The organism is Streptomyces sp. NPDC001941 (assembly GCF_040296945.1).
In the GTDB taxonomy this organism is placed as follows: domain Bacteria; phylum Actinomycetota; class Actinomycetes; order Streptomycetales; family Streptomycetaceae; genus Streptomyces.
Genome location: NZ_JBEOYE010000155.1, coordinates 1 through 13,361, shown reverse-complemented (window position 1 = coordinate 13,361; position 13,361 = coordinate 1). Strand labels below are relative to the sequence as shown.

At 73.6% G+C, this 13,361-nt stretch carries 9 protein-coding genes; 5 read left to right on the top strand and 4 right to left on the bottom strand.

The window, feature by feature from the left end; translation table 11 throughout:
* Positions 1-186: 186 nt before the first annotated feature.
* A complete protein-coding gene (locus tag ABT160_RS44475; RefSeq protein ID WP_351655399.1) occupies positions 187-558 on the bottom strand; it encodes a winged helix-turn-helix transcriptional regulator in 372 nt (123 codons plus the stop codon).
* A gap of 98 nt (positions 559-656) precedes the next feature.
* On the opposite strand from ABT160_RS44475, the gene ABT160_RS44470 reads away from it, so the two are divergent.
* From ABT160_RS44470 to ABT160_RS44460, 3 genes are all read left to right on the top strand, one after another.
* Entirely contained in the window at positions 657-1,511 is an 855-nt protein-coding gene (locus ABT160_RS44470; RefSeq protein WP_351655396.1) for an SDR family oxidoreductase, read from the top strand.
* A 241-nt stretch (positions 1,512-1,752) separates the two neighbouring features.
* Entirely contained in the window at positions 1,753-2,697 is a 945-nt protein-coding gene (gene rarD, locus ABT160_RS44465) for an EamA family transporter RarD (protein WP_502984414.1), read from the top strand.
* A 343-nt stretch (positions 2,698-3,040) separates the two neighbouring features.
* Entirely contained in the window at positions 3,041-4,360 is a 1,320-nt protein-coding gene (locus ABT160_RS44460; RefSeq protein WP_351655391.1) for a M28 family metallopeptidase, read from the top strand.
* Positions 4,361-4,467: 107 nt separating this feature from the next.
* On the opposite strand, the gene ABT160_RS44455 is transcribed toward ABT160_RS44460, so the two are convergent.
* On the bottom strand, positions 4,468-5,760 hold the full coding sequence (locus ABT160_RS44455) for a LolA family protein (RefSeq protein ID WP_351655388.1): 1,293 nt from the start codon (positions 5,758-5,760) through the stop codon (positions 4,468-4,470).
* 289 nt (positions 5,761-6,049) lie between these two features.
* Complete coding sequence (locus tag ABT160_RS44450) at positions 6,050-7,060, bottom strand: polyprenyl synthetase family protein (RefSeq protein WP_351655386.1); 1,011 nt, start codon at positions 7,058-7,060, stop codon at positions 6,050-6,052.
* A gap of 156 nt (positions 7,061-7,216) precedes the next feature.
* Here ABT160_RS44450 and ABT160_RS44445 point away from each other — a divergent pair, with 156 nt between their 5' ends.
* Together ABT160_RS44445 and ABT160_RS44440 are read left to right on the top strand one after the other, a co-directional pair.
* The gene (locus ABT160_RS44445; protein WP_351655383.1) at positions 7,217-8,731 is read left to right on the top strand and encodes a peptide MFS transporter; all 1,515 of its coding nucleotides are present in this window, start codon (positions 7,217-7,219) and stop codon (positions 8,729-8,731) included.
* A 9-nt stretch (positions 8,732-8,740) separates the two neighbouring features.
* Positions 8,741-10,732: a CocE/NonD family hydrolase gene (locus tag ABT160_RS44440; RefSeq protein ID WP_351655380.1), complete on the top strand. Its 1,992-nt coding sequence runs from the start codon at positions 8,741-8,743 to the stop codon at positions 10,730-10,732.
* A 16-nt stretch (positions 10,733-10,748) separates the two neighbouring features.
* On the opposite strand, the gene ABT160_RS44435 is transcribed toward ABT160_RS44440, so the two are convergent.
* The gene (locus tag ABT160_RS44435; RefSeq protein ID WP_351655402.1) at positions 10,749-13,256 is read right to left on the bottom strand and encodes an SAV_2336 N-terminal domain-related protein; all 2,508 of its coding nucleotides are present in this window, start codon (positions 13,254-13,256) and stop codon (positions 10,749-10,751) included.
* Positions 13,257-13,361 lie beyond the last annotated feature (105 nt).

The window sequence follows — 13,361 nt, the reverse complement described above, 5'->3', positions numbered from 1 at the left end:
ACACCCTCATGGCCGACCAGCTCGACACCGCCGTCGAACACCACGGCAAGGGCGACCTCGCCACCCTCCTCGCCGGCAACGACACCTGGACCGTCATCGGCTGACGGACAGCGGCAGCGGTACGTGAAGGGGCCACCCGGCGCTACCGGGTGGCCCCTTCACGTACACGAGCTCACGTACGCGACCTCAGCCCCGCCCCTCGTCGTACACCTCCCGCGCGGCCAGTACCGCGTCCATCCGGCGCTCGGTCCAGCGGGCCAGGCCCCACACCTGCTCGGCCGCCTCGACGCCGAGCGGGGTCAGCGAGTAGTCGACGCGGGGCGGGATGACCGGCTTGGCGTCGCGGTGCACGAAGCCGTCGCGCTCCAGCGTCTGCAGGGTCTGGGCCAGCATCTTCTCGCTGACGCCCCCGATGGCGCGGCGCAGCTCGCTGAAGCGGTGCGGGCGCTCCAGGAGCTGGGCCAGGACGAGCACGCCCCAGCGGCTGGTGACGTGCTCCAGGACGAGCCGTGAGGGGCACATCTTCTCGTTCACGTCCGGCTTCATGCTTACTCCCATGCCAGTACCTTACTTCAAAGTGGGTACTTTCGATTGGTTAGCGCCCGTCGTACGGTGGGTGCGAGACGCAGGAAAGCCGCTTTGAGGAGAAAACAGTCATGAGCATCGTCGTCACCGGAGCCACCGGCCAGCTGGGCCGCCTCGTCATCGACGCCCTCCTCGCGAAGGTCCCGGCGGAGCAGGTCGTGGCCGTGGTCCGGGACGAAGCCAAGGCCGCGCCGCTGGCCGCGCGCGGCGTGGAGCTGCGGGTGGCCGACTACGACCGCCCCGAGTCGCTGGCCGCCGCGTTCCGCGCCGGGGACCGGGTGCTGCTGATCTCCGGCAGCGAGGTCGGCCGCCGGGTGCCGCAGCACACCGCGGTGGTGGAGGCGGCGAAGGCGGCGGGCGTGGCCCAGCTCGCGTACACCGGGATCCTGGGCGGTCCCGACGCGGACCTGGCGCTGGCGGCCGAGCACAAGGTGACCGAGCGGGTGATCCTCGACTCGGGCCTGCCGCACACCTTCCTGCGCAACGGCTGGTACCACGAGAACTACACGGGCAACCTGGGCGCGGCCCTGGAGCACGGCGTGGCCTCCAGCGCGGGCGCGGGCCGCATCGCCTCCGCGTCGCGCGCCGACTACGCGGCGGCGGCCGCCGCGGTCCTCACCGAGGACGGCCACCTGGGCAGGGCGTACGAGCTGAGCGGCGACACCGCGTGGACGTACCCGGAGTACGCGGCCGAGGTGTCCCGGCAGAGCGGTCGCGAGGTCGCGCACCACGAGGTCTCCCCCGAGCGGCACCTGGAGATCCTGGTCGGCGCCGGGGTGCCCGAGGGCTTCGCGGCGGCCCTGGTCGACACGGACGCGGCCATCGGGCGCGGGGTGCTCGCCGGGACGAGCGGGGACCTCGCGCGGCTGATCGGCCGCCCCACCACCCCGCTCGCGGACGCGGTCGCCGAGGCCCTGAAGGGCTGACCCGGCCCGGCTCCGGGCGGCTCGGGGCTGGTCCGGTCCGTCATGAGCGTCCTGCGGTACGGGACTGACCCGCCGCAGACATACGTCATGACCGTATCGCGGAACGGGCATGACAGCGGGTCCCGCGCGGCGCTACCTTTCGCCCAGGAGCGGGCGTGGGACGGACCGGACCGGAGGGCCAGTGAAGAGCAGCGGAGGCGAGCAGCGGGCGGGGCTCCTGTACGGCGTGGCGGCGTACGGGATGTGGGGCCTGGTCCCCCTGTTCTGGCCGCTGCTCAAACCGGCCGGGGCGATCGAGATCCTGGCCCACCGGATGGTCTGGTCGCTGGCCGTGGTCGGCGTGGCGCTGCTCGCGCTGCGCCGCTGGGCGTGGGTCGGGCAACTGCTCCGCCAGCCGCGCAAGCTGGGGCTGCTGACCGTCGCCGCGGCGGTGATCACGGTCAACTGGGGCCTGTACATCTGGTCGGTGAACACCGGGCACGTGGTCGAGGCCTCGCTGGGCTACTTCATCAACCCGCTGGTGACCATCGCGATGGGCGTACTGCTCCTCAAGGAGCGGCTGCGGCCCGCCCAGTGGGCGGCCGTCGGCACGGGACTGGCCGCGGTGGTCGTGCTGACCGCCGGGTACGGGCAGCCGCCGTGGATCTCGCTGACGCTGGCCTTCTCGTTCGCGACGTACGGCCTGGTGAAGAAGAAGGTCAACCTCGGCGGCCTCGAATCGCTGGCCGCCGAGACCGCGATCCAGTTCCTGCCCGCGCTCGGCTACCTGGTGTGGCTGGGCAGCCAGGGCGAGCTGGCGTTCGGCTCCCGGGGCGCGGGGCACGCGGCGCTGCTCGCCTCGACCGGCCTGGTGACCGCGATCCCGCTGGTGTGCTTCGGGGCGGCGGCGATCCGGGTGCCGCTGTCCACGCTGGGGCTGCTGCAGTACCTGGCCCCGGTCTTCCAGTTCCTGCTCGGCATCGTGTACTTCCACGAGGCCATGCCGCCCGAGCGGTGGGCCGGGTTCGCGCTGGTGTGGCTGGCGCTCTCGGTGCTGACCTGGGACGCCCTGCGCAACGCGCGCCGCTCGCGGGCGGCGGCCCGGGCCCTGGCGGAGGCCCCGGCGGCGGAGGCGGCCGGGACCACGGGACCGGCGGGGGCCACCGGGCCGGTGGCGCACCGGAAGCCCGAGGCCGAGCGGGCCTGAGCCGCGCGGACGACCGGATCCGGCCACGGCCCGGCATCCGGACGCGCCGTACCGCGAGGAGGACGGCGCGGGGCCGCGACGCGCGCCGCGGACCCGGCGACATTTCACGGGACCGCCACACGCGCGCCGCTCAGCGGACGTGCGCCGGAAGGCGTCCGCTGAACGAACGGCCCTGACCTGTTTCCTCCCTTGACGCTCGAACGAACTCTCGCTGAACATTCAGCACGCACTGCACGCACAGCGCACCGACCAGCTCCAACAGCCCCAGCGCCCCGCGACCCACCCGTCGCGGGGCGTCTCGCACTTCCGTCCTGTCCCCGTACGGAAACCACGGAGCCCCCACATGAACCTCTCCGTCCTCCGCGTCCCCAGACGCACCGCCGCCGTCGCCGCCCTGGCCCTGGCCGGGCTGCTCGCCGGCGCCGCTCCCGCGGCCACCGCGGCCCCCGGGCCGGCCGTCCTCGCCGCGCCCGACATCCCGCTGGCCAACGTCAAGGCCCACCTGACCCAGCTCCAGTCGATCGCCACCTCCAACGGCGGCAACCGGGCGCACGGCAGGACCGGCTACAGGGCCTCCATCGACTACGTGAAGGCCAAGCTGGACGCCGCCGGGTACACCACCGCCCTGCAGACCTTCACCTCCTCCGGCGCCACCGGCTACAACCTGATCGCCGACTGGCCGGGCGGCGACGCCAACCAGGTCCTGATGGCCGGATCGCACCTGGACTCGGTCACCGCGGGCCCCGGCATCAACGACAACGGCTCGGGCTCGGCGGCCGTCCTGGAGACCGCGCTGGCCGTCTCGCGCGCCCAGTTCAAGCCCGACAAGCACCTGCGGTTCGCCTGGTGGGGCGCCGAGGAGCTGGGCCTGGTCGGCTCGAAGTACTACGTCAACAACCTGCCGAGCGCGGAGCGTTCGAAGGTCGCGGGCTACCTGAACTTCGACATGATCGGGTCGCCGAACCCGGGCTACTTCGTCTACGACGACGACCCGACGATCGAGAAGACCTTCAAGGACTACTTCGCCGGGCTCGGCATCCCCACCGAGATCGAGACCGAGGGCGACGGCCGCTCCGACCACGCGCCCTTCAAGAACGTGGGCATCCCGGTCGGCGGGCTGTTCTCCGGCGCCGACTACACCAAGACGGCGGCGCAGGCGCAGAAGTGGGGCGGCACCTCGGGGCAGGCCTTCGACCGCTGCTACCACGCCTCGTGCGACACCACGGCGAACATCAACGACACCGCCCTTGACCGCAACAGCGACGCCGTCGCCCACGCGATCTGGACCCTGTCCGCGGGCGGCACCACCCCGCCCACCGGTGACGTGTACGAGAACACCGCGGACGTCGCCATCCCGGACAACGGCGCGGCGGTCACGTCCTCCGTCACGGTCTCCGGCCGCACCGGCAACGCGCCGGCCGCGCTGAAGGTCGACGTGAACATCGTCCACACCTACATCGGCGACCTGGTCGTCGACCTGGTGGCCCCCGACGGCTCGGTCTACAACCTGCAGAACCGGACCGGCGGCAGCGCGGACAACATCGTCAAGACCTTCACCGTGAACGCCTCCTCCGAGGCCGCCAACGGCGCCTGGAAGCTCCGCGTCCAGGACAAGGCCGCGCAGGACACCGGCTACATCAACAGCTTCAAGCTGACCTTCTAGCCGGCTCCCCCGCTGACGCGGGAGCACGGACTGCACGGACCGCACGGACGAGGGGCCCGCACCGGTGTGACCGGTGCGGGCCCCTCGTACAGCGGTGAACCGCCTTGCTACTTGGCCGCGTTGGCCGCCTTCACCAGGGTGTCCTTGGTCACCGCGCCGACGTACACCTTGCCGTCGTCGGTGATCAGGGCGTTGACCAGGCGGGTCGAGTAGACCGTGCCCGAGCCGAACGTGCCGTTCACCTTGTCGCCCAGGGCGTCCAGGAACTTCCGCGCGTCGGCCGGGGCGTCGTCGCCCTTGGGCGCCGGGCTGCCGGTGTCGAGGACGACGACCGAGGACCAGCCCTTGCCGATCACGGTCGGCTCACCCTTGCCCTTGCCCTGCGCGGCACCCTTGCCGTGCTGCTCGGCCGCTCCGCCGCCGAACAGCTCGCCGAGGGGACCGCCGAAGCCCTCGCCGTCCTTCCGGTCCGTGCCCTTCCCGTTCATCGCGCCCTTCTCCAGGGCGTCGCCCTCGACCACCTTGACGCCCGCGGGCGCCTTGAAGTCGAAGGCCGAGGCGTCCGGCTTGGCGAAGTCGACCTTGGTGAAGCCGACGTCCACGATCGGCTTGCCGCCGTCGCTGCCGAGCAGGCTGAACTTCAGCGGTACGCCGTTCTTCGCGTCCACCGCCACCTTGACCGAGCCGACCGTGGAACCGGACTGCTTGGGCTTGATGACCAGCTGGTAGGCGTCGCGGCCGGCCACCCGGGCGCTGCCGTCCACGGTCACCGAGGTGGTGTCGCCGGCCGCCTTCAGGGCCGCGTCGGCGAAGTCCTTGGGCGTGCTGGGCACCGCCTTGTCGCCCTTCGCGCCCTTGTCGCCCTTGCCGTGCTCCTGCGCGCCGGCCGCGTGGTCGGCGTCCTTGGAGTGGACGGCCTCCTTGGCGGCGCTGTCGTACGCCCAGACGTCCGCGCCGTTGTGGATCAGGCTGTACTCCGAGCCGTCGCCCTGCAGGCTGAGCTTCTGCCGGTCCGGGCCGTCGGCCGCGACCTTCAGCGTGTGCGAGCCGGTCGCCAGCTCCATCAGCTTGGACTGCGGGGAGGCGGAGGCCCCCGAGCCGGCGCTGGGCGTGCCCTTGGGCAGCAGCGAGGCGACGTCCGGCAGGCCGAGGTCGGTGCTGACCTTGACGGTGCCGGACAGCTGCTGCACGTCCGACTTCGCGATCTTCTCGATGAGCTCCTGGGCGGAGATCTTCGGCAGGTCGGGGTCGCCCGACGCCGCGAGTGCCGGGACGAGCCCGATGGTGGCCGCAGCCACCCCCGCCACGGCGACCGGGACGACGTAGCGCGACGCCTTGCGGCGAGGCGCGTCGGTGTCCCGGCCCTCCTGGTCGAGGTGCGTGCTGTCGTTCGGTGCCATGTGTCCCCTACCTCCGTGGTCGGCGGCGTCCGTACCCGTGCGCTCGTCCACCCCGCGCCGCCCTTCTCACCCGATGTGGTCAATCCCGTCAGGAGTGGTTCTTCTCCATGTCACCAAATCCGCGGGGTTCAGGCGTCAGCCCTCGGAATCAACCTCGTGTACTGCTGAGGGATGACACCGGGGGCCCCGGGGTCCGCCGCCCCGTAGGGGTCGGGGGGCGGGGGCGGGCCGGGGCGCAGGTCAGCGGGGTACGACGGCGTCCGGCGGGCGTACGGGGGCCGGGCGGGGCTCAGCCCGCGCGGTGGACCACCGCGTCGCACAGCTCTTCGAGCGCGGCCTTGGCGTAGCACTCGGGCAGCGGCGCGAGCATGGCGCGGGCCTCCTCCGCGTACCGCACGGTGTCGCGGCGGGCCTGCTCCAGGGCCGGGTGGGCGCGCAGCCGGCGCAGCGCCTCGGCGTGCCGGGCGTCGTCGGCCAGGTCGCCGTCGACCAGGGCGACGAGCTCCAGGTCCTCGGGGCGCCCGTGGGCGGCGGCCTGGGCGCGCAGCCGCAGCACCGGCAGCGTGGGGATGCCCTCGCGCAGGTCGGTGCCGGGGGTCTTGCCGGACTCGTGGGAGTCGGAGGCGATGTCCAGGACGTCGTCGGCGAGCTGGAAGGCGACGCCGAGCCGCTCGCCGTACTGGGTGAGCACGTCCACGACCGTCTCGTCGGCGCCGGACATCATGGCGCCGAAGCGGCAGGCGACGGCGACCAGGGAGCCGGTCTTGCCGCCGAGGACGTCCAGGTAGTGCTCGATCGGGTCACGGCCCTCGACGGGTCCCGCGGTCTCCAGGATCTGGCCGGTGACCAGGCGCTCGAAGGCCTCGGCCTGGATCCGGACGGCCTCCGGGCCGAGGTCGGCCAGGGTGTGGGAGGCGCGGGCGAAGAGGAAGTCGCCGGTCAGGACGGCGACGGAGTTGCCCCAGCGGGTGTTGGCGCTGGCCACGCCGCGGCGGACGTCCGCCTCGTCCATCACGTCGTCGTGGTACAGGGTGGCCAGGTGGGTCAGCTCGACGACGACGGCGGAGGGCACGATCCCCGGGGCGTACGGGTCGCCGAACTGGGCGGCGAGCATCACCAGGAGCGGGCGGAAGCGCTTGCCGCCGGCCCTGACCAGGTGCTGCGCCGCCTCCGTGATGAACGGCACGTCGCTCTTGGTGGCATCGAGGAGCCCTGCCTCGACTGCCGCCAATCCGGTCTGGACATCGGCTTCGAGAGCCTGGTCCCGCACGCTCAGCCCGAACGGCCCGACGACGGTCACGAGGGGATCTCCTGTCTGCTGACGATCACACGGATTGTCGATGTGTCGCTGGATTCACTCAAGTCAGCCTATCCGGTCGCCTTTCGATCACCGTGGGCGCCTTCCCGCTCCCCCCGGTATGTTCGTGATCAGCTCATACGACCAGGAGTAGGCGCTTTGTCCGGAACCTTGACCGAGAACGACGCCACCGGGAACCCGGGAGACCGGCCGCCCCCCGGGGACGACCATGCCTTCTTCGGCCACCCGAAAGGACTGCTGACCCTCTCCGGCCTGGAGGTCTGGGAGAGGTTCTCCTTCCTCGGGATGCAGGCCATCCTCGTGCTGTACTTCGCCGACGCCGTGGCCAACGACGGCATGGGCATGGCGCCCGGCACGGCCGCCTCCGTCTCGGCGGCGTACGGAACCCTCGTGTACCTGGTCTCGGTGGCCGGGGGCTGGCTCGCGGACCGGATCCTGGGCTCCTACCGGGCGGTCCTCTGGGGCGGCGTCCTGATCGCCTGCGGCCACTACGCGATGGCCGTGCCCACCGCCGCCATGACCTGGGTGGGCCTGGGCCTGATCAGCGCGGGCACCGGCCTGCTCAAGCCGAACGTGGCCACCATGGTCGGCAAGCTGTACCGCACGGCCGACGAGCGCCGGGACGCGGGCTTCGCGCTGTACTACATGGGCATCAACATCGGCGCCTTCCTCGGCCCGCTGATCACCGGCTGGCTCGGTGACCACAAGGGCTGGCACTGGGGCTTCTCGGCCGCTGCGGTCGGCATGACGCTGGGCCTGGTGCAGTACGTGGCGGGCAGGCGCCACCTGGCCGGGCGGCGCGACCGCGCCGAGTCCGCCCTGGCCCCCGACGCGATGCGCCGCACCGTGCGGAACATCGTGCTCGGCGTGGTCGTGGTGGCCGCCGCGGCCGTGGCGCTCGCGGCGGCGGGCTGGCTGACCATCGGCCGGTTCGTGGACCTGCTGACGCTGGTCTCGGTGATCGCCCCGGTCGTGTACTTCGCCGTGATGTTCACCAGCTCCCGGGTGAGCTCCGAGGAGCGCGGGCGGCTGCGGCCGTACGTCGTGCTCTTCCTGGCCTCGGTGTTCTTCAACTTCATCCTCTTCCAGGCGTACTCCACGATGATGCTGCTGGCCGCGGACAACGCCGAGACCAGCATCTTCGGCTTCCACTTCCCGGCCAGCTGGTACGCCTCCGCGCTGGGCGCCTTCGAGGTGGCGCTGGCGCCCGTGGTCGCCGCCGTCTGGTCCCGGATGGGCCGCCGCCAGCCGCACGCCTCCAACAAGATCGCCATCGGCGTGGTCCTGGGCGGCCTGTCGTTCCTGCTGATGGTGCTCCCGACCTCCGGGCACAGCGGGGACTCGTACAAGATCGCGGTCTGGTGGATCGTCGGCTCGTACCTGCTGCTCGGCCTCGGTGACGTCCTCCTGGAGACCTCCGGGATGTCGGCCACCAGCAAGCTCGCCCCCAAGGCCTTCGCCAACCAGACGATGGCCCTGTGGTTCCTCTCCCTCGCCCTGGCCAACGGCATCCAGGCCCAGACGGTGAAGCTCTACGGCGAGGTCTCCAACCCCGCCTACTTCGGCGTGAACGGCGCGATCGCCGTCGTCGCCGGACTCGCCGTCATCGCCCTCGCCCCCTGGCTGCGCCGCACCATGCACCCCGTCCACTGAGGTGTCCCGATGAAGATCCGCCATGAGTTCCCCTACCAGACGACCCGCGAGGACGTCCGGATCCCGCTGCCCGACGGCACCCTGCTGTACGCGCGGATCTGGCGCCCGGTCACCGACGAGCCGGTGCCCGCGCTGCTGGAGTACCTGCCCTACCGGCTGAGCGACTGGACCGCGCCGCGCGACTGGCAGCGCCACCCCTGGTACGCGGGCCACGGCTACGCCTCCGTCCGCGTCGACGTGCGCGGCCACGGCAACAGCGAGGGGCTGCCCGGCGACGAGTACGACGCCCGGGAGCTGGCCGACGGGGTCGACGTGGTGCACTGGCTGGCCGCCCAGCCCTGGTGCAGCGGCAAGGTCGGCATGTTCGGCATCTCCTGGGGCGGCTTCAACTCGCTGCAGATCGCCGCGCTCGCCCCCGAGCCGCTGAAGGCCGTCGTCACCGTCTGCTCCACCGACGACCGCTACGACAACGACGTGCACTACATGGGCGGCTCGGTGCTCGCCGTGGACATGCACGCCTGGGCGGCCACCATGCTCGCCTTCGTCTCCCGGCCGCCGGACCCGCACTTCGCCGGGGAGCGCTGGCGGGAGATGTGGCTGGAGCGCCTCGAGGCGGTGGACCCGTTCATCCACACCTGGCTGGCCCACCAGACCCGGGACGACTACTGGCGGCACGGCAGCGTCTGCGAGGACTACTCGGCGGTCAAGGCGTCCGTCCTCGCGGTCGGCGGCTGGCACGACCCGTACCGCGACACCGTGCTCCGTCTGGTCCAGCACCTGCCGAAGGACCGGGTGCGCGGCCTGATCGGCCCCTGGTCGCACCAGTACCCCGACCGCGGCCTGCCGCCGGGACCGGCCATCGGCTTCCTGCAGGAGACCCTGCGCTGGTGGGACCACCACCTCAAGGGCGCCGAGAACAACGTGATGGCCGAGCCGCTGCTGCGCTCCTGGATCAGCGAGTCGCACCCGCCGGCCACCGTCTACCCGGAGCTGCCCGGCCGCTGGGTCGCCGACGACGCCTGGCCCTCGCCGCACGTCACCCCCGTGACGTACGCGTTCCAGGGCGGCCCGGTCGAGGTCGACTCCCCGCAGCACACCGGCCTGGACGCGGGCCGCTTCTTCCCCTTCGGCAACGACGCCGACCTGCCGCCCGACCAGCGGGAGGAGGACGCCAAGTCGGCGAGCTTCGAGTTCCCGGTCACCGACGGGCCGATCGAGGTCCTGGGCCGCGCCCGGGTCCGCCTCGCCCTGCGCGCCGGGGCGCCGACCGGCCAGGTGGTCGCCCGGCTGTGCGACGTCGCCCCGGACGGCGCCTCGACCCTGGTGACCCGCGGCGCGCTGAACCTCTCCGCCCGGCACGGCCGCGACAAGGCCGTGCCCTGCCGGGTCGGCGAGTGGGAGGAGGTGGAGTTCGAGCTCAACGGCATCGGCCACACCTTCCCCCCGGGCCACCGCATCCGCCTGTCGCTGTCCTCCGCGTACTGGCCCTGGATCTGGCCGCAGCCCGGCACCGGCGGCTGGACCCTGGACCCGGCCGCCTCCGGCCTGGTCCTGCCGGTGCGCGCGCACACCCGCGACGCCCTGTTCTTCGCCGAGCCGGAGCAGTCCGAGCCCCTGGGCGTGGCCTACCCGGCCTCCCTGGAGGAGCCGCGCCCCGAGCGCCTGGTGGTGCGGGACGTGGCGAAGGGCCTGTGGCGCCTGGAGGTCGACCCGCGCTACGGCGGGACCCGGGTGTACCCCGACGGCCTGGAGTTCACCGAGGACGCGGTGGAGACGTACGAGATCCAGGAGGCGGACCCGCTCAGCGCCCGCACCCGCTCCGACTGGACGATCCGCCTGCACCGCCCGGAGACCGGCTGGGACGCCCGGGTGGAGACCCGCTCGGAGATCAGCTGCGACGCGGCGGACTTCGTGGTGTCCAATGAGGTGGTGTGCCGGGACGGCGACGAGGTGGTGTTCCACCGGACGTGGGAGAGGCGGATCCCCCGGACGGCGGGGTGAGGTCCGCGGGACGGCGTCAGGGTGCGAACGGCGCGACCAGGGCCGCGGTCAGCGGGTGGTCCGCGCCGAGCACCCGCACGCACTGCCCGTACGCCTCCCCGTAGCGCTGCTCGCGCAGCAGCTCCACCAGCCGGGGCGTCCCCTCCGGCGCCGTGGCCAGGGTCCGCGCGGACAGCGCCACGGCGGTCGCGAGCCGGGTGAGGGCGTTGTCGGCGAGCACCGCGCGCTCCTGGGAGCGGCTGCCCCAGTGCACGTCCAGGGCGTCGCAGGCGCGCTCGGCCAGCCGCACGCCCTCCGGGGAGCCGTCGCGCCAGACCATCCGCAGGCCCGAGCCGAAGTAGAGGATGGCCAGTTCCACCGAGTCCTCGGCGGGCGGGACCGCCGCGGCGAGGGCCCGCACGTGCGACTCGTACGGCTCCAGCGCCCCGGCCAGCACCCCGACCTCGATCGCCTCGGTGAGCGCCCGGGCCGCCTCGGGCACCTCGTCCAGGAGCATCCGCACGGCCGTGCCGCGGGCCACCGTGACGTTCTGCGCGGTCCAGTGCGGGGGGTCGGGCGCCCGCATCATCACCCGCAGCTGGGCGGAGGTCCGCAGGCCGTCGTCGCCGGAGGCGGCCACCGCCCCGGACTCGACCAGGAGGCGCACCGCGGCCCGCACCACCCCGGTGCTGCCGGTCATCCACTCCAGCAGCGGGGCGGGGACGACCGGGCCGTACCAGGCGAGCACGCCGAGGATCTCGTACGCGTACCGGTTCTGCCCCCGCACCAGGGCGCAGGCCTCGGCGAGCGCCTCCTCCTCGGGGCCCAGCGCGTAGGTGGCCTCCGGCCAGTGCTCGTGCGCCCGCACGCGGGTGGTCACCAGGACCGTGCCGGTCTCCGGGGCGTCCAGGCCCAGTTCGAGGAGCTGGCCGAGCTCGGTGAGGCCGTCAAGGACCAGCAGCCAGCCGCGGTGGGCGGCCAGCCAGTCCAGCGCCCAGCGCACCAGGGCGTCCCGGTCCGGCGGGCCGCCGGGCGGGGCGGCCGGGACGAGCCGGGCCGCCAGGCCGGCCAGCCCGTCCGCCAGCGCCCGGGGCGTGTCCGCCCGCACCCACCAGGTCAGCCGGTGCGCGGTGGTGTGGGCGTAGTGGAACGCCGTCTTGGACTTCAGGCTCTGACGCGGCCCGGACAGCAGGAACAGGCCCCGGCCGCCCTCGGCGGCGGACGCCAGCCAGCGCAGGGCGCGCGCGTGGTGCTCGCCGTCCAGCGGCTCGGCCAGGTTGTGCACGCCGTGCCCGGCCTTGAGCGCGTCCGGGTCGGGCAGCCGCACCTCCGACGGCTCCGGTTCCGCCTCGGCCTCGGCCGCCAGCTCGCCGAACGGCCGCGCCCCGCGCGGCAGTCGCAGGCTCCCGGTGCGGTCCGCGATCAGGGCCGGGAAGTCCGCCGCCCGGCCCAGGCGCGGCTCGATGAACTCCGACACCGCGTCCACCGTGCGCCGCGCCGCGCCCGGCCGGATCGTCAGGGCGAGCAGCTCGCGCACCTCGGGGTCGAAGGAGAAGACGTCGTACGCGCGCCCCCGGCCGCCCTCCTCCCCCAGCGGCCGGTCCACCGCCATCAGCCCGCCCAGCAGCACCTCGGACAGGCAGGCGGGCCCCGACCCGGGCAGCACGGCCGCCTGGACGACCCGCATCACCGGCAGCGTGAGCGGGTCCACCGCGGCCAGGTGCCCGGCCAGCGCGTACGCCTCCGGGGACACCGCCGCCCTGAAGTCCCGCAGCCGGTCGTCGGGTTCACGGGCGTCCGGCGCGTCCGGCGGCGGGTGCGTCGTGGCCCCGGCGGCCGCGTCGGCGACCGCGAGGCGGGCCGCGGCGCCCTCGGAGGCCAGCAGGCGGGCCCAGGGCCCCAGGTCCCACTCGGCCAGTTCGAGGACCGGGACCGGCAGCCGGGCCAGCGGGGTGCGCAGCCCGGTGTTCGCGGGGGCGCTGCGGTCGGTGCGCACCGTGCCGAACTCCACGTCCAGGCCGGTGCCGCCCCACAGCCGGGCGGGCAGCGGGTTGACCAGGGCGGTGGGCGCCTCGCGGGCCCACCGGGCCAGGTGGCGGCGGGCCGTGCCGTCGCGCCAGCAGGGGGCGGTGGCGTCGGAGAGGGCCAGGACGACGGTGCGGCCCCGGCCGGCCGGGCGCGCGGGGGGCGGCGGCGCGGCGAACGCGTACGCGCGCACGGTCACCTTGCGGAAGATGCCCAGCGAGGAGAGCAGCCGGGCGAGTTCGCCGACGGTGTCGGACCAGATCCGCATGGACAGGCCGTCGTCGACGGCGACCACCAGGTCCAGCCAGCGCTCCCGGGCCGGGCGCAGCACCAGGTCCAGCAGGCCGTGGTCGGCGATCGCCTCCGCGGTGGCCGCCTCGTCCAGCTCGACCGCGTGCGGCGAGGGCACGGTGCGCTTCAGGGGCCGCAACCCGCGGGCCACGCCCAGCTGGTGGGCCAGGCCCCGCACCCCGGGGACCCGGACGGCGGCGGCGCCGGTGCCGGTGCGGGCGCCGGTCAGGGCGTAGACGAGACGGCGCGGGTGCGCATGGAGGCGACGTCGGAGCCGGCGTCGGGCTCGGAGGAGCAGAAGGCGGCGACCTTGACGTCGTTCACGTCCCCGTAC